The sequence below is a fragment of the Bacillus sp. V5-8f genome (assembly GCF_002863565.1).
Lineage (GTDB): Bacteria > Bacillota > Bacilli > Bacillales > DSM-1321 > Peribacillus.
In genome coordinates this window covers 1-26,362 of record NZ_PGUW01000014.1, presented here as the reverse complement: position 1 = coordinate 26,362, position 26,362 = coordinate 1, and the positions used below count along the sequence as shown (strand labels likewise).

Here is a 26,362-nt window from a genome sequence, read left to right as displayed (position 1 = left end):
CCTCCTTGTATTTTTAATTTTATTCACAACATCTTATTGTTTAAAATGGAAGATCATCATCTGAAATGTCAATGGTTTTGCCATCGTTTGCAAATGGATCATCGTCTACACGAGTGTAGTTGTTGTTGCGCTGATTCTGATTTTGATTTTGTCCAAATGGGTTATCATTGTTTCTCTGATTGCCATAAGGACCGCCTTCATTTCTTTCACCCGCTGAACTGCTTCGTGGTTCAAGGAATTGAACACTCTCGGCAAGAATCTCTGTCACGTATACACGTTTGCCGTCTTGTCCTTCGTAATTACGTGTCTGGACTCTTCCATCCACGCCGGCCAAACTACCCTTTTTCAGATAATTCGCCACATTTTCCGCAGGTTTGCGCCAAACTACGCAATTAATGAAGTCTGCTTCACGTTCACCCTGTTGATTCGTAAATGCACGGTTCACAGCAAGAGTAAAGGTTGCAACAGGTACTCCATTCGGTGTATATCGCAATTCAGGATCTTTAGTCAAGCGTCCTACTAAAATTACGCGATTCATCATCAGAATCACCCCCAACCTTCCAACTAATTGGAAATTTATCTATCTTGATCGGTTTATTCTTCTTCTTTCGTTGCCATGTGGCGGATAATGTCCTCATTGATCTTAGCTAGACGATCGAATTCCTGAATAGCTTCAGCTGGAGCATTAACCTTAAGAAGCATGTAGTAACCGTCACGGAAATCATTGATTTCATAAGCAAGACGACGCTTGCCCCATTCTTTCGCTTCTGTAAGTTCCGCACCATTATCAGTAAGGATTGTGTTGAAACGTTCAACTACAGCTTTTTTAGCTTCTTCCTCAATGTTTGGACGGATGATATACATAATTTCGTATTTTTTCATCACTGTCACCTCCTTTTGGTCTAAACGGCCCGAAACGGGCAAGGAGCAATTATATTAAGTAATTACTCACAAGTTGAAAGTATATCACAGTTTCCGATTCATTGCAATCTACTTATAACTAATGTCATTAGTATAAATAACATCGAATCCTTAAAATAGTAAAACTCTGCAGAAAATCTGCAGAGCTTACTATTACACATTAAAACGGAAATGGATGACATCGCCGTCCTGGACGACATAATCTTTCCCTTCAAGTCGCACTTTCCCGGCTTCCTTTGCTGCATTATGGCTTCCTGCCGCCAAAAGGTCTTCGTAAGCAACTGTTTCGGCACGGATGAAGCCGCGTTCAAAATCAGAATGGATGATGCCAGCACATTGCGGAGCTTTCATGCCTTTACGGAATGTCCAGGCACGCACTTCCTGGACACCGGCTGTAAAATAAGTAGCCAGGCCAAGCAAATTGTAAGAAGCGCGAATCAATTGATCAAGGCCGGATTCCTCGATGCCAAGCTCGGATAAGAACATTTCTTTTTCTTCCCCTTCTAGCTCCGCAATTTCTTCTTCAATTTTAGCACAGACCACGATTACCTCAGCGTTTTCCTCGGCTGCATATTCCCGGACTTTTTGAACGTACTCGTTATCAGAAGGATTTGCTACTTCGTCTTCACTAACATTTGCTACATAAAGGATTGGTTTGATCGTTAAAAGGTGCAAGCCTTTTACCACCTTCAATTGTTCCTCTGTAAACTCAATGGTACGGGCAGGCTTTTCCGCTTCAAATGCTTCCTTTAGCAAAATTAAAATTTCATGTTCAAACATGGCTTCCTTATCTTTCTGCTTGGCCATTTTGCCAACGCGCTCAATCCGCTTATCAACGGTTTCAAGGTCGGCCAGTATCAATTCCAGATTAATTACCTGGATGTCGTCAATCGGGTCCACTTTCCCGGACACGTGTGTAATGTTATCATCAGCAAAGCAGCGGACAACCTGGCAAATCGCGTCTACCTGGCGGATATGCGAAAGAAACTTATTTCCAAGGCCTTCCCCTTTGCTTGCGCCTTTAACGATTCCAGCGATATCGGTAAATTCAAATGCAGTAGGTACGGTTTTTTTAGGTTGCACCAACTCTGTTAATTTTTGCAAACGATGATCAGGAACCTCAACAATCCCAACGTTTGGGTCAATTGTACAAAACGGGTAATTGGCAGATTCGGCACCTGCCTGTGTAATTGCATTAAATAAAGTCGATTTGCCCACGTTCGGCAACCCGACGATCCCTGCTGTTAAAGCCATACTTTCCACTCCTCTTTAAGATACCTAATCTATTAAGAAACCATCATTTCAATTATAAAAAAAGAATTCATTATAAACCTTTCACAATTATAGGTTTTACTAGACGAAAACACAAGCAAATATCGTACGGCGCTTTAACACTTTAAAGTCCCGGGGGCCTGACCCCTCAAAATAGAAAAAAGCATGATTATTGTTCATGCTTTTCTAATACTTTCTTCATTTTTCTTGAGAATTCTCTTCTGGGAAGCATGACGCTGTGGCCGCATCCTTCGCATTTTATTCGGATATCCATACCCAAACGGATGATTTTCCAGCGGTTGGCTCCGCAAGGGTGTTGCTTTTTCATTTCCACTACATCATTCAGGGCAAATTCCTTTTCTTCCATTCCTTTCTCCCACTCCTTATTCCGGTTTATTTTGTATCTGTCCTTTGTTTTCCCGATCGTTACGGTTAGACATGAGCATCCGCGGAACGGGAATTTCAATTCCATGTTCATCCAAGACAGCCCTGATTTCCTTTCTAAGGACTCTGCCGATATACCAATGCCGCGTTGGCCGTACCTCAGAAAGGACACGCAAAACGATTTCTGTTGGGGTTATGGATTGTATCCCTAATAACTCTGGCGGCTTTACCATATCCTCATAACGCTCTGGCATTCCCTGAAGCAGTTCTTTTATCACTTTCTCCGCCAGCTCCACATCGCTGTCATGAGGGATGCTGATATCTACTACCGCCACGCTGTTCAGGATTGAAAAATTGGTAACCTCTATAATGCTTCCGTTTGGCAGTACATTCAGTTCCCCAGTTGCACTTCTTATTTTCGTTGTCCGGAGTCCGATTTCAAGCACTTCCCCTTCAAACTGGCCGACCCGTACGTAATCCCCGACTGAAAACTGATCCTCGAGAACGATGAAAAACCCAGTAATGATATCTTTGACCAGACTTTGGGCACCAAACCCGACAGCCAGGCCAACGATCCCTGCACCAGCTAGCAGTGCCCCTACCTTAATGCCCATGATTTCAAGAATCATAATGAAAGTAATGAAATAAACTACGTAAGTAAGGATATTCTGCAACAACCTTAATATTGTCGCTTCACGTCGTTCGGAAACCCGCAGTGGGCTACGTTCCCTCATCTCAAAAAACTTCTTAATAATAGTCTTTCCAAGTTTAATTACAAAACCAGCAATCACAATGATTAACAGGATTTTTATCATGCCTTGTCCGATATTGACCCATATATCCTCATTAAAAAATTGCTCCGAGAAACTGTCTCTCATCTTTTCATAATAATTCATGATTTACACCTGCTTTTACTGAAAATTCCTTTAGAGATTATTGTATCGTAATTTAGGGGTTTTTGTATAAAAAAACTATGGGTATATAGGTAAAACACTTGCCAGCCATTATATATAAAGTTTACTCCCAAATGTTGTCTCTAAAATTGCCTATTTTCTTTTTATGATTCCCGGTCGGCACATGTATACAATGCCGTTTATTTCCGTATACTGTTAATACTATTACTGAGGAGTGGTACCGATGAACCTAAAGCGCAGCTTTTTTGATAATAAAAATAGAATGAGCCGGATTATGCATGAGGATTTGGACGCACCTCGAAAGATTTCCCAGGAACTGCTCGCCCTTCTCCCTGAAAGACGCATTCAGCCTATTGTTGTTGTTTGCATCGGTACGGACCGTTCAACCGGTGATTCACTCGGCCCGCTTGTCGGTACCTTTCTCCAAGAAAAAGCCACTTCTCACTTCCATGTATACGGAACACTCGAGGATCCAATTCATGCTATGAATCTCGAGGAAAAGCTTGCAGAGATTCGAACAGAGCATGTGGATCCATTTATCATAGGCGTGGATGCTTGTTTAGGGCGGTTAAAGAGCGTAGGGGTTGTACAGGTCGGTGAAGGTCCGGTTAAGCCTGGGGCAGGTGTGAATAAAGAGCTGCCATCAGTTGGGAATGCCCATATTACCGGGATTGTGAATGTTAGTGGGTTTATGGAATTCATGGTACTCCAAAACACTCGTTTAAATCTAGTGTTGAAAATGGCCAGAACCATTGCCAACGGTATCCATTTTGCAGGGAGTCTGCGCCATAGAAAAACAAATCTTGCCCGTTTTGACTGGGCATTTGACCAGGAAAAAACACCGTAAATACCAAATGATAAACTTTTTTAAAAAATCCTTGTCATTACCAATGAATGAACAAGGATTTTTTACCTCTGCTTTCTATTTTGTTACAGCTTAATATGAAAATAATAAAAAATCCAGGACAGAACGGCCGAAACGAGAATTCCAGGAAGCAAATTAGCGACGCGGATCTTCGTTATGCCTATCAAGTTCAACCCTATCGCAAAAATCATCACACCGCCGGTTGCCGTCATTTCCAAAATAAATGAGTCCATTAAAGCTTTTGGGACCACCATGTCTATTTGAGTGGCAAACAAGGCGATTGCACCTTGATAAAGCATAACCGGAACCGCCGAAAAAATTACGCCGATTCCCAATGTAGTAGCGAGAATGGTAGCAGTGAATCCATCAATAATTGCCTTGGTGTAAAGAACATCATGGTCATTTCTGATGCCGCTGTCCAAGGCCCCAATGATAGCCATCGCTCCTATAAGAAAAATCAAAGTAGCCGTGACAAACCCTTGGGAAATGGTATTTCCTTCTTTTGCTCCCAGCTTTTTTTCCAGCCAATTCCCGAGCGAATTCAGCCTCGCATCCAAGTCCATCCATTCACCCAAAACCGCCCCAGCCACAAGGCTCAAAATAACGATCAAAAATTGCTGACTTTTAAAAGCCATTTGCAGGCCTAATGCCACCACGGCAAGACCGATTCCGTACATGACTGTATCCTTCATTTTTTGAGGGATCCGGTGGAAAACCCTTCCAAGCAAGGTTCCAATAATAATCAAAGCACCGTTGACAAGCGTTCCTGTAAGTACCATTTCCATTCACCTTTTTGTTTAATATGTCGAGTAGCATAAAAAAATAAAAATAAAACCATCTCTTATGGATGGTTAAGAGGAAACATTTTCTGAATCGATAAGATCCAGAATCCTTTCCAGGTCTTCCTTTGAATAAAATTCAATTTCAATCCTGCCTTTTTTCTTGCTCTGTTTGATGGTGACAGGGGTTCCGAAGCGTTCACGCAGGTTATTCTCCCGTTCCTTAATAAAAATATCCTTTTGAGGCTTTGGAGGCGGTGAAGTTTCACGTGAAACATTGCCATTTAACTGATTGATATAATGTTCAAGCTGGCGGACATTCATGCCGTCTTTTATTATTCTTTCGACTACGGACTTGAGAAGATTCTTTTTCTTTAAACTTAGTAAAGTACGGCCATGTCCCATCGATATTTTGCCTTCTGAAATGAATTTTTGAATGTCTTCCGGAAGGGATAATAAGCGAATATGGTTCGCAATGTAGGGACGGCTTTTGCCTAATCGTTTTGCCAGCTGTTCCTGCGTAAGGTCTAATTTTTCCAACAAGGATTGATAAGCAACAGCTTCTTCTATCGGGTTAAGGTTCTCGCGTTGCAAGTTTTCAAGAATAGCGAGTTCCATCATTTGCTGTTCCGTCAGTTCCCTAATCACAACCGGAACGGTAGCCAAACCAGCTTCCTTTGCTGCACGGAATCTTCTTTCCCCTACGACAATTTCATATCCTTTGATACTCTTTCTTGCGATGATCGGCTGCAGGATGCCATGCTCCATAATGGAGTTCTTTAATTCATCGATCGCTTCAGGGTTAAATACTTTTCGCGGCTGGTAAGGGTTTGGCCTTAACTCCTTCAACTGGATCTCTTGAACAGCATCTTCCTTTCCGGCTTCCATGTTCGCAAACAGGGAGTTCAATCCCTTTCCAAGTCCTCCTCTAGCCATTTGCCACCACTTCCTTTGCCAAGTCTAGATAAACTTCTGCACCTCTTGATTTTGGATCATAAATAATGATTGGCTCACCATGGCTCGGTGCCTCGCTTAAACGGATATTCCTCGGTATAATTGTTTTATAGACTTTGTCCTGAAAATACTTTTTCACTTCTTCAATAACTTGAATACCCAGATTGGTCCTTGCATCAAGCATCGTTAGGAGTACCCCTTCAATTTTAAGGTCCTGATTCAGATGCTTTTGGACGAGCCGGACCGTATTGAGCAGCTGGCTCAAGCCCTCGAGCGCATAATACTCGCATTGGACTGGTATCAAAACCGCGTCAGAAGCAGTCAGCGCGTTTAAAGTAAGCAGTCCTAGCGAAGGCGGACAATCAATAATGATATAATCATATCGTTCCTTTACGTTTTCAAGGGCCCTTTTTAAGCGAACTTCCCTTGAAATCGTGGGCACCAGCTCAATCTCCGCACCCGCAAGCTGAATTGTCGCCGGGATGGTGTACAGATTTTCTACCTTTGTTGCCATTATGACTTCTTCAGCTTCAATATCATCCACTAATACGTCATAGATGCATTGATTCACATCTGCTTTATCAATGCCCACACCGCTTGTGGCATTCCCTTGCGGGTCAACATCAACCAATAATACTTTTTTCCCAATGTATGCTAAACAGGCGCCAAGATTTACGGAAGTTGTCGTTTTTCCTACCCCGCCCTTTTGATTCGCAATCGCGAGAATCTTTCCCACGATGTCACCCACCTTCAGTCCTTACTATTTACGATTTATGTAAAAAGGAGCTTCATTTGGCTTCTATCTGTAAACTAGTAAACGCTTTTCTATTTTATCATGAAAAATAAGAGTTGAAATTTTTTTCTCGGTTATCCGATGAATTTTTAGATAATTGTAATAGAGCGGAAGGCAGCCACAAAATAAAAAGCCCGGCAGTCCATCGCTGCCAAGCTAGTGATTAAGCATTTATCATGCTTTTTTCTTTGGAATTTTTATTGTGAATTGATAGTATTCCTCGAATTCTTCTTCTTCCGCGTCCAAATTGATGCCATTATCCGTGACCATATTTAAGGATTGCCGTATTGTGTTAACAGCAATCCGCATATCCTTGCTGAATGCTTTTCTTTTCGGCCTTGGTTTATCAACAGTATTGTCGAGCAATTTGACCACTCGATCTTCAGTTTGTTTAACATTTAAATTCTTCTCTATGATTTCCTGCAATAATTTTATTTGCTTTTCTGAATCCTTTAAAGGAATTAAAGAACGGGCATGGCGTTCTGTAATCAGCTTTTGCAGTAACGCATCCTGCACTTCGCCAGGCAGCTTTAATAGTCGAAGCTTATTGGCCACTGTCGATTGGCCAATCCCGAGCCTTTGGGCTAGCGCTTCCTGTGTAAGGTTATGGAGCTCAAGCAGCTTGCCATAAGCAATGGCCTCTTCAATCGGGGAAAGCTCTTCCCTCTGCAAGTTTTCTATAAGCGCAACTGAAGCCGTTTCAGTGTCATTGAAATCTTTAACAATCACCGGGGCTGTCTCCCAGCCAAGTTTTTGGATAGCGCGAAAACGACGCTCACCGGCGATGATCTCGAATTTCCCCTCTTCATATTCTCTTACGACAATGGGTTGAATGATCCCATGTGTATGAATGGTTTGGGCCAATTCAGTGATTTTATCTTCATTGAATACCGTTCTTGGCTGATATCGATTAGGCACAATATTGGAAATGGAAATGTTCTTTATTTCTTCAAAATTTCTTGGTTCTTCGATTTCCAATTCATCTTGGTGCTCCTCTTTTTCACCTATGCCAAAGAACCGCGAAAAAGGATGCTTCATCTGCCTACACCACCTTTAAGAAACTCCCATATTACATATTCTCTATCGAAGCGACAAGTCCTGCCTTGAAGCTTGGCAAATTTAAACATATATAGGTCCGCCGCGTATCTATCTATCTTTTATAGTAAAAGAAAATTGTAATGGGCGCTACCCAAATTTCATTTTCCCACATACAGGATTCTTTTCCAATTTGCCTAACACTTCTTTCAAAACTTATTCAACTGGCATCTTATTCGGGGTTCCTGGTTTTCTTGGATATTTTTTAGGTGTAGGTTTCACCTTTTTGATCGTTATGATATTTCTATCACTGTTTTCAATTGGCAAAAGAAAATGGTGGATTTGTTCAATTTCCCCTCCAAGAGTCGCGATCGCCTTTTTCCCATTGTCCAATTCTTCGTTTGTGCTTGCAGCCTTCATGGCGATAAATGTGCCATCCACCTTAGCGAGCGGAAGACAAAGCTCGCTTAGTACGGACATCCTCGCCACTGCTCTCGCGGTCACAATATCATATGCCTCCCGATGCGCTGTCTTCTGTCCGAAGGTTTCGGCTCGGTCATGATAAAACGCAACATTTTCAAGATTCAGGGATTTCGCTAGGTGCTCTAAAAAACTAATTCTTTTGTTAAGGGAATCAACAATCGACACATGCAACTGCGGGAAGACAATTTTTAAGGGAATACTCGGAAAGCCTGCGCCCGCTCCCACATCAACAAGCTTGAAAGGCTTAGAAAGATCAAAATAAAAGGCGGCACTCACGGAATCATAGAAATGTTTTAGATATACTTCTTCCTTATCCGTAATCGCGGTAAGATTCATTTTTTCATTCCACTCAACCAGAAGTGTGTAATAGATTTCGAATTGTTCCAGCTGGAAAGGAGTAAGGTCGATGCCTTTCTCCTTAAGCAGCTGTTGAAATTGTTCAATTTTCATAGGTTGTTCATTCCTTTTCGGAAGTTCTGAACATCTGTCCGGAACCCTTCGAATATTGGCATCCTGATTATTGGGAGACCCGCGCTATTTTTCCTTGCTCTAGATATACCAGCAAGATGGACACATCCGCAGGATTTACCCCTGAAATACGTGAAGCCTGCGCGACCGAAAGCGGACGCACTTGATTCAATTTTTGGCGCGCTTCATTCGCAAGTCCTGAAATCGCATTATAATCAATATTTTCAGGGATCTTTTTATTTTCCATTTTTTTGAGGCGATCAACCTGCTGGAGTGATTTTTCGATATACCCTTCATACTTGATTTGGATTTCGACCTGTTCGGTTACATCTTTATCAAGCTCCGTTTCGTAAGGTGCCAGAAGCTTGATATGCGAATAATTCATTTCAGGGCGCTTCAATAAATCGGAGGCACGGATACCATCTTTCAGTTCAGTTCCTCCACTTTGCCTAATGGTTTCCTGCGTTTGTTCATTCGGCTTGATGATGATGGATTGAAGCCTTACTTTCTCTGCTTCAACCGCTGCTTTTTTGGCCAGGAATTTCCGGTATCTTTCTTCCTTGACCATACCAATTTTATGCCCAATCTCTGTCAAGCGCAGGTCAGCATTATCATGTCGCAGCAGCAAACGGTATTCGGCACGGGATGTTAACAGCCGGTATGGCTCATTTGTCCCTTTTGTCACAAGATCGTCAATCAAAACGCCAATATAGGCGTCCGAACGGCTTAAGATTAATTGTTCCTTATCAAGTGCGTTTAAACCGGCATTTATCCCGGCCATTAACCCTTGGCCCGCCGCTTCTTCGTAACCGGATGTCCCGTTGATTTGACCAGCAGTATACAAGTTTTTCACTTTTTTCGTTTCGAGTGTCGGCCAAAGCTGTGTAGGTACGATTGCATCATATTCAATCGCATAACCGGCGCGCATCATTTGAACGTTTTCAAGTCCAGGAATGGTTGCCAAAATCCTTCTCTGTACATCTTCCGGAAGGCTAGTAGACAGTCCCTGTACGTATACTTCATGTGTATTGCGGCCTTCAGGCTCAAGGAAAATCTGGTGCCGAGGTTTATCATTGAAGCGGACTACTTTATCTTCAATGGATGGGCAATACCTTGGACCTGTTCCTTTAATCATGCCGGAGTACATCGGTGAGCGGTGAAGATTGTCATCGATGATTTGGTGTGTTTCCGTACTAGTATAGGTAAGCCAGCATGGAAGTTGGTCGGTGATAAACTTGGTCGTTTCATATGAGAACGCTCTCGGCTCTTCATCACCCGGCTGTATTTCCGTTTTACTGTAATCAATTGTTTCACTGTGCACACGTGGAGGAGTCCCTGTTTTGAATCGGACCAAATCAAATCCTAATTCTTCCAAGTGCTCTGAAAGACGGATTGAAGGCTGCTGATTATTCGGACCGCTCGAATACTTAAGTTCCCCTAAGATGATTTCCCCTCTCATAAATGTCCCGGTCGTCATGACAACTGTTTTTGCTTTATATGTCGCGCCTGTCTGTGTAATCACACCGGTACATACCCCGTCTTCTACAATTAATCGCTCTACCATTCCCTGAATTAAGGTAAGGTTTGGTTCGTTTTCAATCGTTCTTTTCATTTCCTGCTGATATAAGAATTTATCGGCTTGGGCCCTCAACGCCCGAACGGCCGGTCCTTTTGCTGTATTAAGCATTCGCATCTGAATGTACGTTTTGTCGATATTTTTACCCATTTCACCACCAAGGGCATCAATTTCCCTCACGACAATCCCTTTTGCAGGTCCTCCTACGGACGGGTTACATGGCATGAATGCCACCATATCCAAATTGATCGTAATCATAAGGGTCTTTGCGCCAACCCTGGCGGCGGCAAGTCCTGCTTCACTTCCGGCATGGCCTGCCCCGATTACGATCACATCATAACTGCCTGCTTCGTATTGCACGGCTTTCCCTCCTTGCTGTTATTTTCCTAAACAAAATTGCGAGAATAATTGATCAATCAAGCTTTCATGGACATTGTCCCCAGTAATTTCCCCGAGCAATTCCCATGCCCTTGTAAAATCGATTTGCACTAAATCGACAGGCGTTCCTGCTTCTATTGCCGAAACCGCATCTTCTACAGCCTGTTTAGCTTGTCCCAATAAGGCAATATGGCGGGAATTTGATACATAAGTCATATCACCTGCTTCAATATTGCCCTCAAAGAATAAGGATGCGATAGCTTCTTCTAATTCATCGACTCCCTGATCTTCCAATAATGAGGTGGTTACGACTTGACCGCCTCCTGCAAGCTCATTCACACGTTCTAAATCAATCTTTTTCGGAAGGTCGGTTTTGTTTACAATCACAATGACATCCATGCCTTTCACCGCTTCGAAAAGCATCTCATCTTCTGGCGTTAAATCATCTGAATAATTTAGTACAAGCAAGATCAAATCTGCTTCCTTCAGAACGGCCCTTGATCGTTCCACACCAATTCGTTCCACAATGTCTTCCGTTTCACGGATCCCCGCTGTATCAAGGAGCCTAAGCGGCACGCCGCGGACATTCACATATTCCTCGATCACATCCCGCGTGGTTCCAGGGATGTCGGTAACAATCGCTTTATTTTCATGAACAAGGCTATTTAATAAAGAAGATTTCCCTACATTGGGCCGGCCGATAATGACCGTCGACAGACCTTCGCGTAAAATCTTGCCCTGCTGTGATGTCCGGAGCAGTTTTTCAATTTCCTGCCCGACATACCGGGCCTTTTCCATAAACAAACGATGGGTCATTTCTTCTACATCATCATATTCTGGATAATCTATGTTTACTTCTACCTGTGCGAGCGTTTCAAGGATTTCTTGGCGAAGCTTCCGAATCAGTTTTGATAATCGCCCTTCCATTTGGCCAAGTGCAACATTCATCGCCCTGTCCGTTTTAGCACGGATTAAATCCATGACCGCTTCCGCCTGAGATAAATCAATTCGTCCGTTAAGAAACGCCCTTTTCGTAAATTCACCAGGTTCAGCGAGGCGGGCACCTTGAGAAAGAACAAGCTGCAACACCCTGTTTACAGAAACTAAACCGCCGTGGCAATTGATTTCAACAACATCCTCACGAGTGAAGGTCTTCGGTCCCCTCATAATGGATACCATGACTTCTTCCACTATTTCTCCTGTTTTCGGATCAATCAAATGTCCGTAATGGATCGTATGGGAATCAACTTTCGAAAGGCTTTTTCCCTTTGGTCCCTGATATATGTTATCAATGATGAACAAAGCGTCATCACCACTAATCCTTACAATGGCAATTGCACCTTCACCCATTGGAGTTGATATCGCAGTAATTGTATCGTACTCCATGTTTTTCACCTCTTTTGTTGAAGTGCTATCTATTTTAAATTTTTATTATTTTTTCCCTAAATAAATACAATACCACAGACAGGACATTTATGAAAAGTAGATAACATTTCAAAAGCCCAAGTTATCCACATTCTCAAGTAAATGAAATTTGCAACCTTTATTTTAACTTATCCACATGTGAATAACAACAAACGCAGCGAGAAGCTTTTTCGAAACTATTACGTTCGTTTCAAAAGACAAACAGACCATTCTGATTTCTTAACACGTCCCGCTTAAACTCTAGCCCAAAACAAACAAAAAAAATTGCCAGGTTTCTGTTAACATATACAACAAAGCCCCTTGTGAAACAATGTCACAAGGGGCTTACTGTTGATATGTTTACTTTTTAATTGGGGTTATCACTAAATGCCGATATGGTTCCGTGCCACTCGAAGTGGTTTTAACTTTCGGGTAATTCATTAAAGCTGTGTGAATGACCTTTCTTTCATAGGAAGGCATCGGCTCGAGCGCAACTTTTTTGCCGGACCGAACAGCCTGTGCAGCCATTCTATCAGCCAACTGGACCAAGGTATCAATACGTCGCTTCCGATAATCTTCAGCATCCACTGTAATATTCAGGTATTGCTTCGAATAACGGTTCGCAACAAGCTGTGCTAGATATTGTAGAGAATTTAAAGTTTGTCCTCTTTTTCCAATTAACAAGGCAATCTTTTCACCAGAAAGACCAAATGTAACATTTTTTCCTTCCTTTTGAACATCAACCCTGACGGAAACTCCCAACTTCTCACTGACGTTTTCAAGATACTTCACGGCTTCCTCGATCGCATCCGGCTGCAAAGTGGCCTTCACAACCGCTTGTCTGCCTCCAAACAAGCCGAGGAACCCTTTTTTACCTTCATCAACAATTTCAATTTCCGCACGTTCCCGGGAAGTATTTAACTGAGCTAAAGCGGATTCTACTGCTTCTTCGACAGATTGTCCTGTAGCAGTTACCTGTTTCACTTTTTCTTTGCTCCCCCCGCATTTCCGGCCGCTGCTTTTTTAAGGTCCGGAGCTTTAATGAAATATGTTTGAACAATCATGAATATATTACCGACCACCCAGTATAGAGAAAGGGCAGCTGGGAAATTAATCGCAAATACAACGATCATGATCGGCATAACATACAGCATCATCGTCATTTGGGCAGCCATTTGAGGATTTGTGTCCATTCCCACCATCGTGATCTTTTGCTGAATAAAAGTTGTGATACCTGCTATGATTGGCAAGATATAATATGGGTCCGGATTACCAAGGTCAAACCACAAGAAATTATGGTTTGCGATCTCCCTTGTACGGGTGATGGCATGGTAAAAACCAATCAAGATTGGCATTTGGACTAATAAAGGTAAACAGCCTGCCAATGGGTTAACGCCAAATTTCTGGAATAACGCCATCGTTTCCTGCTGAAGCTTTTGCTGGGTAGCAGCATCCTTTGAGCTGTATTTTTCACGAAGCTTCTGCATTTCCGGCTGAAGGGCCTGCATCGCTTTCGAACTTTTTGTTTGTTTAATCATTAATGGCAATAACACCAAGCGAATAAGAATAGTTACAACAATGATCCCTAAACCATAGTCTCCAAAAAACTCAGAAACAGACGTAATCAGTTGGGACAATGGATAGACGATGTATTCATTCCAGAACCCTTTGCTTTCTGCAGTAATCGGCTTATTTACCTCTGTACATCCAGCAAGCAAGAGCATAATGGAAACAAGCCCGATAATCAGTAATATTCTCTTTTTCAACCGTCTTTTCCTCCTGTCTTTATACAAATCTTCTAAAACGATTGCTTGGCCTTTTTCTAGTAGAAAAACTTGTCCAAAACAATGCTGCTTTTCGGAAAACGTCCCGTAACGCAAGTCATTGCTTCTATCGTTGTATATGGGATTCGGTTCTTTATACAGGCTAAGTGCGCTACGTTTTGTAGCAACGCCTGTGTGACCCACACCGTGTGGGCCTCCACCCAAATATATTACGAATGAAGAATGGATAGGTTTTATGACTCCATATTTACATTTCTACTTTTGTATGACAAAGACTGGGAGCGTTTCATTACATGGATCAGGCTTTTTTTGACCTGGAAAAAGTCCATTTCCGCTACAGGCTTTCTTGCAATCACCACATAATCACGGCCTGTCTTTATGTCATCCATCAATTCAAGGAAAGATTGCCTTATGTATCTTTTTATCTGGTTCCTCTCGACGGCATTCCCCATTTTTTTACTTACGGAAAGGCCAATCCGGAAATGATCCTGATTTGGCTTGTCAAGGACATAGACAACAAATTGCCTGTTCGCGAATGATTCACCCTTTTGAAACACTCTCTGGAATTCATCATTCTTTTTAATTCTTAGTTTCTTTTTCATCCTTACACCTTCAATAAAGTAAATTGGGGTGGAATTCTATATTTCAATCCCTAGCCCGTACCTGGTAAAATCTTACCACGAAATTAACCCATTTATTAAGAGAATGTTATCCTCTATGGAAAAAAAGACCACTGAGACTTTTCAGTGGTCTATGCAGATAATACTTTTCTGCCCTTGCGACGGCGTGCAGCTAATACTTTACGTCCGTTTTTTGTGCTCATGCGTGCACGGAAACCGTGAACCTTGCTGTGCTTGCGCTTATTTGGTTGATAAGTTCTTTTCATCTATGACACCTCCCTGAGGAATAACAGTTAAGACAGTCCCTATGATTATATAGAGGATATTAAAAAAAAGCAACCTCTTATAAAAAAAATTATTTATCCCCTAGTTGCATTTGATCCTAAATCACCCTATCAAATTTTCTCTCCATATATGCCCATTCCCGAAACTCTTTTCTAGCCTGTGGATATGTTTTCGACATATTTTTCACTATCCACAACACTAATTGACAAGTTTTACACATAGTAAAAGCTTGTGGAAATCTTTTTCCCACAAGTTGGGATAGTTGTGGATAAACCGATAAAACCATTGCAAGCAAGGTAAATATCTGATATTATATTTTTGTTTTCACTCTTAATAACTTTATCAACAGTCTATTTTATCCACAGATTGTTAATAACTTGTGGATAGCTTTTTCAATGGTTGTAGATGAATTTGTCCACAAACAGTGGATATTGTCGAAAAACCATTTTTCTTCTTTATAATATATTATTCCCATATAGCTGTTGATGAATAAATATACCTGCTGGAATAATTTCATTATTTTTATTTATATTTATACACAGTTATACAGCAATCATACTTAAACGTGTAAATACAAAATAAAATGGTCTACCTAGGCTGGGCTTTGTTCAGTCGAATTTTGACGTTTACAAACTTTTAATTTGCCAAGTAAGCATATATCAGCTGCGTTAGCAGTTGTGCTACAGGCATAAAGATCGGCCAGTAAACTCGCATTTTGTAGAAAACCTCGAAAAGGAGGGATTATATTGGAGAATATCGATGCTTTATGGAGCCAGGCTCTTGGGAAAATCGAGAAAAAAATCAGTAAACCGAGCTTTGAAACATGGTTAAAATCCACTAAAGCTCACATGCTGCAAGGGGACATCCTTACGGTAACGGCACCAAATGAGTTTGCACGCGACTGGCTAGAGGAGCGATATTCCCATCTTATCGCCGGTGTGTTAGTTGATCTGACTGGGGAAGAGCTTGAAGTCAAATTTATCATTCCGCCGAACCAGGGTGAAGACGAGTTCGATGTGCCTGCCCCTGCCAAAAAGAAAAAAAAGCAGACTGACGATAATAGCGATTTTCCCCAACATATGCTCAATACAAAAAATACATTTGATACCTTTGTCATTGGGTCGGGAAACCGCTTTGCCCATGCTGCTTCTCTTGCAGTAGCAGAGGCACCCGCTAAAGCATATAATCCTTTGTTCATTTATGGAGGAGTTGGTCTCGGTAAAACGCACTTAATGCATGCGATTGGCCATTATGTGTTGGAGCATAACCCTTCTGCCAAAGTTGTCTATCTCTCTTCGGAGAAATTCACGAACGAGTTCATTAATTCGATCCGTGATAATAATGCAGAAGCGTTCCGTAACAAGTATAGAAGCGTAGATGTACTCCTTATTGATGATATTCAATTTCTAGCCGGGAAAGAACAAACCCAAGAGGAGTTTTTCCATACGTTCAATACACTTCATGAAGAAAGCAAGCAGATTGTCATTTCCAGTGACCGTCCGCCAAAGGAAATCCCGACGCTTGAAGATCGCCTACGCTCACGGTTTGAATGGGGCCTGATCACAGACATTACTCCGCCAGATTTGGAAACAAGGATTGCCATTCTGCGTAAAAAGGCAAAAGCGGAAGGACTTGATATCCCAAATGAAGTGATGCTCTATATTGCTAATCAGATAGACTCCAATATACGAGAACTCGAAGGGGCCTTAATCCGGGTCGTTGCTTATTCTTCTTTGATCAACAAGGATATCAATGCTGATCTTGCAGCCGAAGCACTGAAAGACATCATTCCGAGTTCAAAACCAAGAATCATTTCGATCCATGATATCCAAAAGGCAGTCGGAGAGCATTACAGTGTGAAGCTCGAGGACTTTAAGGCAAAAAAACGGACAAAATCAGTCGCCTTTCCGAGGCAAATTGCAATGTACCTTTCTAGGGAATTGACAGACTCTTCCCTTCCAAAAATCGGAGACGAATTCGGAGGGCGCGACCATACGACTGTAATCCACGCCCACGAAAAGATCTCAAAGCTTTTGCAATCGGACACGGACCTGCAAAGGCAGCTGAAAGACATCCAGGATCAATTAAAAGTGTAGCCTAACTGAATAATGTGAATAACAGGTTCTTATTTACTCACAGTCTGTCCACATGTGGATAGACTGTTTTTCCTTATGTTTTTGGAGTTATCCACAAATCCACACGCCCTATTACTACTATTACTATTTTTTTAAAAGAAAAATAACTAAAAATCTATGCCAATAGGCAACTAACCATTACTCAATTGGAGGATTCGAAATGCGATTTATTATCCAGCGTGATCGTTTAGTTCAAAGTGTGCAAGAAGTAATGAAAGCTGTGACATCCAGAACAACAATTCCTATCTTAACCGGGATAAAAATCACCGTAAAAACAGAAGGTGTCACATTAACAGGGAGCGATTCTGACATTTCGATCGAGTCTTTCATACCTGCTGAAGAAGATGGGAATGAGATTGCCGAAATTAAAGAAACAGGCAGTATTGTATTAAATGCCCGGTTTTTCAGTGAGATCGTAAAAAAATTACCTATGGATACAGTGGAGTTACAGGTCGAAAATAACCTGCAAACCTTCATTCGTTCTGGAAAAGCAGAATTTAATTTAAATGGGCTGGACGCAGAAGAATATCCACATTTGCCTATGATTGAAGAAGAAAATGTATTAAGGCTCCCTGCAGATTTATTAAAAACCCTTGTACGCCAGACAGTATTCGCAGTGTCCACCTCAGAAACACGCCCTATCTTGACAGGTGTAAACATCAAGGTTGAAAACGGCGAGCTCACCTGTATTGCAACAGACAGCCACCGTTTAGCAATGAGGAAAGCTAGATTGGAAAATGAAGTGAACGGCAGCTATAATGTCGTGATTCCCGGAAAAAGCTTAAATGAATTAAGTAAGATTCTGGATGATACAAACGAACCAATTGATATAGTAATTACGGAAAACCAAGTATTGTTCAAAGCGAAAAACTTGTTATTCTTTTCAAGGCTTTTGGAAGGGAATTATCCTGATACATCCCGTTTAATCCCAACCGATAGCAAGACCGCTATAACTGTCCACGTTAAGGACTTCCTACAGGCTATCGACCGAGCTTCCTTGTTGGCAAGAGAAGGGAGGAATAATGTTGTTAAGCTATCCACACAAGAAGACGGAGTTATTGAAATTTCATCCAACAGCCCTGAAATTGGGAAAGTGATCGAAGAAGTAACAGCTGAATCTATTGAAGGGGAGGAATTAAAGATTTCCTTCAGTGCCAAATTTGTAATGGATGCATTAAAGGCTTTGGAAGGTACTGATATAAAGATTAACTTTACAGGCGCCATGAGGCCGTTTGTTATTCGCGCCTTGCATGACGACACAATGCTGCAATTAATCCTGCCGGTTCGGACATATTAAAAATAACAGGTGTTAAACATCTAAATAGGCTGCTGGTAACCACCGGCGGCTTATTTATTTAACAGAATATACGCTTACTTTGTGTTTATCCGCTTTTTTTAGTAAAATAAAGTATTAGAGACTATGTGGAAATGAGTGAATGCGGCATGACTGAAATTCAGATTGATACTGAATATATTACGCTGGGCCAGTTTTTAAAAGTGGCAGATATTATTCAAAGCGGCGGCATGGACAAATGGTTTTTAAGTGAGCATGAAGTCTTTGTAAACGATGAACTGGACACAAGGAGAGGGAGAAAGCTTAGAGAAGGAGATCGGGTATTTATCCCGAAAATTGGTAGCTTTGTGATTGCGCTCGCTCTAAGATAAGGGAAGAACCTATCATGTATATAGAAAAACTTAATTTAAAGAATTATCGGAATTATCCAGAGCTCGAGATTAGCTTTGAAAATAACGTGAACGTAATCCTCGGGGAGAATGCACAGGGAAAGACTAATGTAATGGAATCCATCTTTGTTTTAGCGATGGCGAAGTCTCATCGGACATCAAATGACAAAGATCTTATTCGTTGGGACGAAGAATATGCTAAAATAGAAGGAAGGATACACAAAAGGCATACTTCCATTCCTCTGGAATTGGTGATTTCCAAAAAAGGAAAAAAGGCGAAAAGCAACCACATTGAACAGCAAAAACTAAGCCAGTATGTCGGTACGATGAATGTAGTGATGTTTGCACCTGAGGATCTCCATCTGGTCAAAGGAAGCCCTCAGGTTAGACGGCGTTTCATTGATATGGAAATCGGCCAGGTTTCTCCCGTATACCTTCATGACATGAGCCAATACCAAAAAATCCTGCAGCAAAGAAATCATTACTTGAAGCTTCTTCAAATCAAAAAACAGACTGATACGGCGATGCTTGATGTGTTGACAGAGCAATTTATCCAATATGCTGCAAGAATCATTGAGAAGAGGTATCAATTTCTTTCGTTGCTTCAGGATTGGGCAGAACCGATTCACTCCGGTATATCAAGGAATTTGGAACAGCTTAAAATCGAATATAAACCATCGCTTGATGTATCAGAATCTATGGATTTGACGAAAATGATAGAAGAATTCGAAGACAAATTTGATAAAATAAGGTCAAGGGAAATTGAACGGGGCGTAACACTTATAGGCCCGCATAGAGATGACCTGGTTTTTTTTGTGAATGGACGCGATGTCCAGACGTTCGGATCCCAGGGTCAGCAGCGGACTACCGCCCTTTCTTTGAAACTTGCTGAAATAGAATTGATTCACTCCGAAATAGGGGAGTATCCTATTTTGCTTCTGGACGATGTTTTATCGGAGCTGGACGATTACCGCCAGTCCCATTTGTTAAACACGATCCAGGGAAAAGTCCAAACCTTTGTCACTACCACATCCACAGATGGCATCGACCACCAGACGCTGCGTGATGCCTCTACCTTTTACGTGGCTCAGGGGGCTTTATCAAAGGTGAAATGACGAGGTGGGCTTATGTATCTCCATATTGGTGAGGATATACTTGTTAAAACAGATGATGTAATAGCCATTTTAGATAAACAGCTCCTCCAGTCTTCCCCAATCATGCAGGAATTCCTGGAAAAAAAACAAGAAGTGACGGTCAATCTTGCAAAAGGGTCAATAAAATCAATAGTTGTTACTGAAAAAAATATTTATTATTCCCCTCTTGCATCCGGCACACTTAAAAAGCGCTCCCTGCAAAAATCGATTTTAATTGATGAATAAATAGATATGAAATATACAGGTTTTGAAATTTTACAGGCATAGAAAATTGCGATCAGAAAAGTGTAGGTGATTGATGTGGCAATGGAACAAAAGGAAGTTCAGGGACAAGAATACGATGAAAACCAGATACAGGTTCTAGAAGGATTAGAAGCTGTCAGAAAACGTCCGGGAATGTATATCGGATCTACTTCTGTAAAAGGACTTCACCATCTTGTATGGGAAATCGTCGATAACAGCATAGATGAAGCACTGGCAGGGTTCTGCGATGAGATCAAGGTAATCATCGAAAAGGACAATAGCATCACGGTCATTGACAATGGACGTGGAATTCCGGTTGGGATCCATGAAAAAATGGGGCGCCCTGCGGTGGAAGTAATCATGACCGTACTTCACGCGGGAGGAAAATTTGGCGGTGGAGGCTATAAGGTTTCCGGAGGTCTTCATGGGGTCGGTGCATCAGTCGTAAATGCCTTATCCACTGAATTGGAGGTCTTTGTCCATCGTGAAGGAAATGTTCACTACCAGAAGTTCGAACGTGGAGTCCCTCAGGCAGACCTGAAGGTTATTGACCAAACGGACCGTACAGGAACTACGATCCATTTCACGCCGGATGGTGAAATCTTCACTGAAACACTTGAATATGAATTTGAAACGCTTGCTACCCGGTTGAGGGAACTGGCCTTCCTTAACAGGGGTATTAAGATATCCATTGAAGATAAGCGTGACGGGAAAGAACGCTCCAATGAATATTATTATGAAGGCGGCATTAAGTCCTATGTAGAGCACTTAAACCGCACAAAAGAAGTTCTTCATGAAGAACCCATCTATATTGAAGGTGAAAAAGAAGGGATTTCCGTTGAAATCGCCCTTCAGTACAATGAAGGCTTTACAAGTAATTTATACTCATTCGCGAATAATATTCACACGTATGAAGGCGGAACCCACGAATCTGGTTTTAAAACTGCACTGACGCGTGTTATTAATGATTATGCGAGGAAGAATGGACTGATTAAAGAAAGTGATTCCAACCTTTCCGGCGAAGACGTTCGTGAAGGGTTAACCGCAATCATTTCAGTAAAGCATCCTGACCCTCAGTTTGAAGGCCAGACCAAGACGAAGCTAGGGAATTCAGAAGCCAGCACGATCACCAATTCGGTCCTCTCGGAAAAGCTAGAATCATTTATGCTGGAGAACCCCTCGGTTGCCAGAAGAATGGTTGATAAAGGATTAATGGCTGCCAGAGCCCGTTTGGCTGCCAAAAAAGCACGTGAATTGACACGGCGAAAAAGCGCATTGGAAGTGTCTAGTCTCCCAGGGAAATTAGCCGATTGTTCGTCGAAGGATCCGTCCATCAGTGAATTGTACATCGTTGAGGGTGACTCTGCAGGTGGTTCAGCAAAACAGGGGCGCAGCCGCCACAACCAGGCGATATTGCCACTCAGAGGAAAAATCCTGAATGTCGAAAAAGCAAGACTGGATAAAATTCTTTCAAGTCAGGAGATTCGTACAATCATCACAGCTTTAGGAACGGGAATTGGTGAAGAGTTCGATATCTCAAAGACCAGATACCATAAAATTATCATTATGACAGATGCTGATGTAGATGGTGCGCATATCAGAACACTATTATTAACATTCTTCTTCCGTTATATGAGGCAAATTGTCGATGCTGGCTATATATATATCGCCCAGCCTCCTTTATACAAGGTGCAGCAAGGCAAGAGAATTGAGTATGCATATAATGACCGGCAACTTGATGCGATCATGGCGGAGATTCCAAGCCAGCCTAAACCAGGCATACAGAGGTATAAAGGTTTGGGTGAAATGAATCCTGAACAGCTATGGGAAACCACCATGAACCCGGAGACAAGGACGCTTCTCCAGGTGAAGCTAGAAGATGCCATTGAAGCGGATTCGACTTTTGATATGCTTATGGGCGATAAGGTTGAGCCGCGGCGTGATTTCATTGAAGAAAATGCAATCTACGTTAAAAACTTGGATGTATAATTGGGAACAGGGTGGATGCTGCTGCATCTATCCTGTCTTTTAACGAATGGCGATTAGACCGCCAAGTCCTCAGGCAACGTCAGTGGCAGCAGACGGAATACCTCTCTGAAATAATTCGCAGCCATAAAAAATATGGTGAGGTCCTGTACGTCAGGACTGGGCCTCTTGCGCTAGCCATTGGTACATGTTGGAAATTTTTTATTGTAAAGTGCACTTCTAAAAAAGGAGGTTGCTCCATGTCTGAAATAGAAAACGTAAGGGAAATAAACCTTAGCCAGGAAATGCGTACATCGTTCCTGGATTACGCCATGAGCGTTATTGTGTCACGTGCTTTACCTGATGTACGTGATGGGTTAAAGCCGGTGCATAGACGGATTCTTTATGCGATGAACGATTTAGGTATGACTTCGGATAAAGCATACAAAAAATCGGCCCGTATTGTCGGTGAAGTAATCGGTAAATACCACCCGCACGGCGATTCTGCTGTATATGAAACAATGGTGCGGATGGCGCAGGACTTCAACTACCGTTATATGCTTGTTGATGGTCATGGGAACTTTGGCTCTGTAGATGGCGATCCAGCAGCAGCTATGCGCTATACGGAAGCAAGAATGTCAAAAATATCAATGGAATTAATACGCGATATCAATAAAGACACCATTGATTACAAAGAAAACTACGATGGTTCCGAAAAAGAGCCGGTTGTGCTTCCGGCCCGTTTTCCCAACTTGCTAGTCAACGGTTCTTCCGGAATTGCCGTAGGGATGGCAACAAATATCCCTCCTCATCAATTAGGGGAAGTGATTGACGGAGTTTTGGCCGTAAGCAAAAATCCCGACATTACCGTTCAAGAGTTGATGGAAATTATCCCGGGCCCTGATTTTCCTACTGCCGGACTTATTTTAGGCCGCAGCGGAATTAGGCGGGCATATGAATCGGGCAGAGGGTCGATCACCCTGCGTGCCAAGGTTGAAATCGAAGAAAAATCTAACGGAAAACAAGTAATTGTTGTCACTGAATTGCCGTATCAGGTAAATAAAGCGAAGCTAATCGAGAAAATTGCAGAGCTGGTTCGTGACAAGCGGATTGACGGCATTACGGATCTTCGCGATGAGTCCGATAGAACCGGTATGCGCATTGTCATGGAAGTTCGCAGAGATGCGAATGCCAATGTTTTATTAAATAACTTATTTAAACACACGGCAATGCAAACAAGCTTCGGAATCAACCTGCTGGCACTCGTGGAGGGGCAGCCAAAGGTTCTAAATTTAAAACAATGCTTGCAGTATTATCTTGAACATCAGCAGGTTGTGATAAGGCGCAGAACGGAGTATGAACTGCGCAAAGCGGAAGCTCGCGCCCATATTTTAGAAGGGTTGCGAATCGCACTTGACCATCTCGATGAAGTGATCAATCTGATCCGCAGCTCGCAGACAACTGATATTGCCCGGGAAGGATTAATGACTCAGTTCAATCTTTCCGAAAAGCAGGCACAGGCAATTTTGGATATGCGTCTGCAGCGTTTGACTGGTTTAGAGCGAGAGAAAATCGAGGATGAATACCAATCCCTTGTCGCTTTGATTGCTGAACTAAGAGGAATCTTGGCTGATGAAGAAAAAGTTCTGGACATCATTCGCGAGGAGCTTTCTGAAATTAAAGAACGGTTCAATGATGAGCGGCGTACTGAAATCATTGTGACTGGATTGGAAAATATTGAAGATGAAGATCTGATACCTGTAGAAAATATAGTTGTCACATTGACCCAAAATGGATATATCAAACGGCTTCCTGTGTCAACATACCGCAGCCAAAGACGCGGTGGCAGAGGAATTCAAGGAATGGGTACAAATGAGGATGATTTTGTCGCACAGTTACTGACCACCTCGACGCATGATACCTTATTATTTTTTACAAACAAAGGAAAGGTATACCGTGCGAAAGGGTATGAAATACCTGAGTATGGTCGTACGGCCAAAGGGCTTCCAATAATTAACCTACTTGAAATTGAAAAGGATGAATGGGTGAATGCAATCATCCCAGTAAAAGATTTTGGTGATGACTGGTTCTTGTTCTTTACCACGAAAGAAGGTATATCCAAACGGTCCCCGTTATCTTCCTTTGCAAATATCCGAACTAACGGCCTCATTGCTTTAGGATTACGCGAGGGAGATGAATTAATCTCTGTTCGCTTGACAAATGGGAAAAAGGATATCATTATCGGGACGAAACATGGTATGCTGATCCGTTTCCCTGAAACAGATGTCCGCTCAATGGGACGTTCAGCAACCGGCGTTAAAGGGATTACGTTGCGAAATAACGATGAAGTGGTAGGAATGGAAATCCTTGAAGAAGATAGCGAGGTTCTCATTGTTACGAAAAAAGGATTTGGAAAGCGGACCCCAGCCGGTGAATATCGCATTCAAACCCGTGGAGGAAAAGGTATCAAAACATGTAACGTCACCGAGAAGAACGGTGAACTAGTTGCTGTAAAAACCGTATCCGGCGAAGAAGATTTAATGTTAATAACAGCGGGTGGCGTGTTAATCCGAATGGCTGTGGACAGTATATCCAGAACCGGCCGAAACACACAGGGTGTTAAACTGATTAGTCTGAATGCCAATGAGAACGAATCAGTTTCTACCGTTGCCCTGGTCGAAAAAGAAGAAGAAAAAGAACTCATTGAGGATATCGATGAAACTCAGCCGGAGGAGCCTTTTAAGGATGAGTTATTAGAGGCTGAGGAATCTTCCTCTGAAAGTGATGAGACTGACGAGTGATATATATAGTTAACAGAAGCATCCGCAATGGATGCTTCTTTTTTTACTAATTCGGAGTCTCTGACATCAGGCAGCTTAGAAAAAACTAGAAATCTAACTAGTTTTTAAAAGGAAAATACAGTAATATTTATGGTAATCGACCAATGCAGTTCTTACAGGGGTGGACAAGTTTGCGTGTAAAAACACAATATTTAATTGAAGGTACCATTCTTTCAAAAGATGTACCAGGCTTGGCTAACCGTCCAATTATGGCTGGCAAGACCATCTTAGATCATGATCATATAGAAGTATTGAAAGCATTTCTAGTGACAGATGTAAGTGTAGAGAAGACCTTGATTAATGGTTTACCATTTGTTCCGAAAGAAATTATCGATCAAGAAGGAGAAGAGCAAGAAAGCAGTGACTCAGGCTTCATTCCCTCTTATTTAAAAGCCGTGCAAAGCTATAAACAATTATTTAAAACCTGGCAAGCTGGCACGCCGATGGACGTATCCAAGGTAAGGGAGTTGATCATCCCATTATTTAATAAAGCTATGGATAATCCGTCAGAGCTTTTTTTGTTGCACCACTATAGCACCACTACCGATTATTTATATCATCATGCGATTTCGGTTGGATTATTGAGCGGTTACCTTGCAAAGAAATTAAATCTTGAACGGGGAGACGTTCTTCAAATTGCGATGGCTGGCTGCCTTGTTGATTCTGGGATGGCAAAAATTCCACTGAAAATTCTAGAGAAAAAGACAAGCCTTACGACCGATGAGTTTAATGAAGTGAAACCACATCCTATTTACAGTCTGCAAATGCTGCAAAACAGTTCTATTTTGAAAGAAGCTGTAAAATATGCCATTCTTCAGCACCATGAACGATTGGATGGCAGCGGATATCCCTCTGGAAAAAAAGGTGAAGCTTTACATCCCTTTTCCAGGATTGTAGCAGTAGCGGATGTGTACCATGCTATGACCTCAGAAAGGAATTACCGTAAAAAGCAATCCCCTTTCAAAGTGGCAGAGATGATTTTGCAGGATGACTTTGGAAAGTTCGACATAGGTGTTGTAAAGACATTATTATCCTGTATAACAAATTATTCTATTGGAAGTAGGGTGAAACTTTCCAATGGATATATCGCTGAAATTATCTTTGTTGAATCTAACGCTCCAACGCGGCCGATGGTCAAACTGGATAGCGGGGAAATCTTGCCCCTGACAAAAAACAGAGAGTTATTTATTGAAGATGTGCTATAGTATTTAGTGAGCCTGCCGAACACGCAGGCTTTTTCCTTTTACTAAGTAATAATTAAATATTGCGAATTCATATGATCTGCTTGATTTTTGATATTGAACTATATATAATAACAAAGTCAGCAATACAGAAAAGTAAATTGTTGACTTAGTAGTTTGAATATGATATATTCATAAAGTTGCTTCTAAAAGAAACAACATTCCAATTGCTCTTTGAAAACTGAA

At 41.9% G+C, this 26,362-nt stretch carries 25 protein-coding genes; 9 read left to right on the top strand and 16 right to left on the bottom strand.

What is annotated here, in order from left to right; genetic code table 11:
* Positions 1-40 precede the first annotated feature (40 nt).
* The 5 genes from ssb to CUU64_RS14730 form a co-directional block, all read right to left on the bottom strand.
* Entirely contained in the window at positions 41-541 is a 501-nt protein-coding gene (gene ssb / locus CUU64_RS14750; protein WP_101634356.1) for a single-stranded DNA-binding protein, read from the bottom strand.
* Between the two features lie 53 nt (positions 542-594).
* Positions 595-882, bottom strand: coding sequence for a 30S ribosomal protein S6 (rpsF, locus tag CUU64_RS14745; RefSeq protein ID WP_101634355.1), 288 nt, complete (start codon positions 880-882; stop codon positions 595-597).
* Between the two features lie 192 nt (positions 883-1,074).
* Positions 1,075-2,175: a redox-regulated ATPase YchF gene (ychF, locus tag CUU64_RS14740; RefSeq protein WP_101634354.1), complete on the bottom strand. Its 1,101-nt coding sequence runs from the start codon at positions 2,173-2,175 to the stop codon at positions 1,075-1,077.
* A 187-nt stretch (positions 2,176-2,362) separates the two neighbouring features.
* On the bottom strand, positions 2,363-2,560 hold the full coding sequence (locus CUU64_RS14735; protein ID WP_101634353.1) for a DUF951 domain-containing protein: 198 nt from the start codon (positions 2,558-2,560) through the stop codon (positions 2,363-2,365).
* Positions 2,561-2,576: 16 nt separating this feature from the next.
* Positions 2,577-3,473, bottom strand: a complete 897-nt coding sequence (locus CUU64_RS14730; protein ID WP_101634352.1) for a mechanosensitive ion channel family protein — start codon at positions 3,471-3,473, stop codon at positions 2,577-2,579.
* A 241-nt stretch (positions 3,474-3,714) separates the two neighbouring features.
* On the opposite strand from CUU64_RS14730, the gene yyaC reads away from it, so the two are divergent.
* Positions 3,715-4,338, top strand: a complete 624-nt coding sequence (yyaC, locus tag CUU64_RS14725; RefSeq protein WP_101634351.1) for a spore protease YyaC — start codon at positions 3,715-3,717, stop codon at positions 4,336-4,338.
* A gap of 83 nt (positions 4,339-4,421) precedes the next feature.
* On the opposite strand, the gene CUU64_RS14720 is transcribed toward yyaC, so the two are convergent.
* The 11 genes from CUU64_RS14720 to rpmH form a co-directional block, all read right to left on the bottom strand.
* Positions 4,422-5,135: a DUF554 domain-containing protein gene (locus tag CUU64_RS14720; RefSeq protein WP_101634350.1), complete on the bottom strand. Its 714-nt coding sequence runs from the start codon at positions 5,133-5,135 to the stop codon at positions 4,422-4,424.
* A 72-nt stretch (positions 5,136-5,207) separates the two neighbouring features.
* The gene (locus tag CUU64_RS14715) at positions 5,208-6,071 is read right to left on the bottom strand and encodes a ParB/RepB/Spo0J family partition protein (protein ID WP_101634349.1); all 864 of its coding nucleotides are present in this window, start codon (positions 6,069-6,071) and stop codon (positions 5,208-5,210) included.
* Positions 6,064-6,825: a ParA family protein gene (locus CUU64_RS14710; protein WP_101634348.1), complete on the bottom strand. Its 762-nt coding sequence runs from the start codon at positions 6,823-6,825 to the stop codon at positions 6,064-6,066. Before CUU64_RS14710 ends, CUU64_RS14715 begins: the two co-directional genes overlap by 8 nt.
* A 231-nt stretch (positions 6,826-7,056) precedes the next feature.
* Complete coding sequence (gene noc / locus CUU64_RS14705) at positions 7,057-7,920, bottom strand: nucleoid occlusion protein (protein ID WP_101634347.1); 864 nt, start codon at positions 7,918-7,920, stop codon at positions 7,057-7,059.
* Between the two features lie 213 nt (positions 7,921-8,133).
* Complete coding sequence (rsmG, locus tag CUU64_RS14700) at positions 8,134-8,850, bottom strand: 16S rRNA (guanine(527)-N(7))-methyltransferase RsmG (RefSeq protein WP_101634346.1); 717 nt, start codon at positions 8,848-8,850, stop codon at positions 8,134-8,136.
* A 67-nt stretch (positions 8,851-8,917) separates the two neighbouring features.
* A complete protein-coding gene (gene mnmG, locus CUU64_RS14695; protein ID WP_101634345.1) occupies positions 8,918-10,804 on the bottom strand; it encodes a tRNA uridine-5-carboxymethylaminomethyl(34) synthesis enzyme MnmG in 1,887 nt (628 codons plus the stop codon).
* Between the two features lie 18 nt (positions 10,805-10,822).
* Positions 10,823-12,208 (bottom strand): tRNA uridine-5-carboxymethylaminomethyl(34) synthesis GTPase MnmE, encoded by a 1,386-nt coding sequence (gene mnmE, locus CUU64_RS14690; protein ID WP_101634344.1) that lies wholly within the window; start codon positions 12,206-12,208, stop codon positions 10,823-10,825.
* Between the two features lie 378 nt (positions 12,209-12,586).
* Positions 12,587-13,210: an RNA-binding cell elongation regulator Jag/EloR gene (jag, locus tag CUU64_RS14685; RefSeq protein WP_101634343.1), complete on the bottom strand. Its 624-nt coding sequence runs from the start codon at positions 13,208-13,210 to the stop codon at positions 12,587-12,589.
* Positions 13,207-13,992 (bottom strand): YidC family membrane integrase SpoIIIJ, encoded by a 786-nt coding sequence (gene spoIIIJ, locus CUU64_RS14680; RefSeq protein ID WP_101634365.1) that lies wholly within the window; start codon positions 13,990-13,992, stop codon positions 13,207-13,209. Before spoIIIJ ends, jag begins: the two co-directional genes overlap by 4 nt.
* A gap of 251 nt (positions 13,993-14,243) precedes the next feature.
* Complete coding sequence (rnpA, locus tag CUU64_RS14675; protein WP_101634342.1) at positions 14,244-14,612, bottom strand: ribonuclease P protein component; 369 nt, start codon at positions 14,610-14,612, stop codon at positions 14,244-14,246.
* Between the two features lie 149 nt (positions 14,613-14,761).
* Positions 14,762-14,896 carry a 50S ribosomal protein L34 gene (rpmH, locus tag CUU64_RS14670; protein WP_019243402.1) on the bottom strand — a complete coding sequence of 45 codons (135 nt, stop codon included), beginning with the start codon at positions 14,894-14,896 and terminating at the stop codon, positions 14,762-14,764.
* Positions 14,897-15,661: 765 nt separating this feature from the next.
* Here rpmH and dnaA point away from each other — a divergent pair.
* From dnaA to CUU64_RS14630, 8 genes are all read left to right on the top strand, one after another.
* The gene (dnaA, locus tag CUU64_RS14665; protein ID WP_101634341.1) at positions 15,662-17,011 is read left to right on the top strand and encodes a chromosomal replication initiator protein DnaA; all 1,350 of its coding nucleotides are present in this window, start codon (positions 15,662-15,664) and stop codon (positions 17,009-17,011) included.
* Positions 17,012-17,210: 199 nt separating this feature from the next.
* Positions 17,211-18,347: a DNA polymerase III subunit beta gene (gene dnaN, locus CUU64_RS14660; protein WP_101634340.1), complete on the top strand. Its 1,137-nt coding sequence runs from the start codon at positions 17,211-17,213 to the stop codon at positions 18,345-18,347.
* Positions 18,348-18,493: 146 nt separating this feature from the next.
* Complete coding sequence (yaaA, locus tag CUU64_RS14655; RefSeq protein WP_101634364.1) at positions 18,494-18,715, top strand: S4 domain-containing protein YaaA; 222 nt, start codon at positions 18,494-18,496, stop codon at positions 18,713-18,715.
* 14 nt (positions 18,716-18,729) lie between these two features.
* Complete coding sequence (recF, locus tag CUU64_RS14650) at positions 18,730-19,848, top strand: DNA replication/repair protein RecF (protein ID WP_101634339.1); 1,119 nt, start codon at positions 18,730-18,732, stop codon at positions 19,846-19,848.
* A gap of 12 nt (positions 19,849-19,860) precedes the next feature.
* Positions 19,861-20,112: an extracellular matrix regulator RemB gene (remB, locus tag CUU64_RS14645; protein ID WP_101634338.1), complete on the top strand. Its 252-nt coding sequence runs from the start codon at positions 19,861-19,863 to the stop codon at positions 20,110-20,112.
* 81 nt (positions 20,113-20,193) lie between these two features.
* A complete protein-coding gene (gene gyrB, locus CUU64_RS14640; RefSeq protein WP_101634337.1) occupies positions 20,194-22,119 on the top strand; it encodes a DNA topoisomerase (ATP-hydrolyzing) subunit B in 1,926 nt (641 codons plus the stop codon).
* Between the two features lie 236 nt (positions 22,120-22,355).
* Entirely contained in the window at positions 22,356-24,896 is a 2,541-nt protein-coding gene (gene gyrA / locus CUU64_RS14635; protein ID WP_101634336.1) for a DNA gyrase subunit A, read from the top strand.
* 170 nt (positions 24,897-25,066) lie between these two features.
* Entirely contained in the window at positions 25,067-26,140 is a 1,074-nt protein-coding gene (locus CUU64_RS14630; RefSeq protein WP_257985540.1) for an HD-GYP domain-containing protein, read from the top strand.
* Positions 26,141-26,362: the final 222 nt, after the last annotated feature.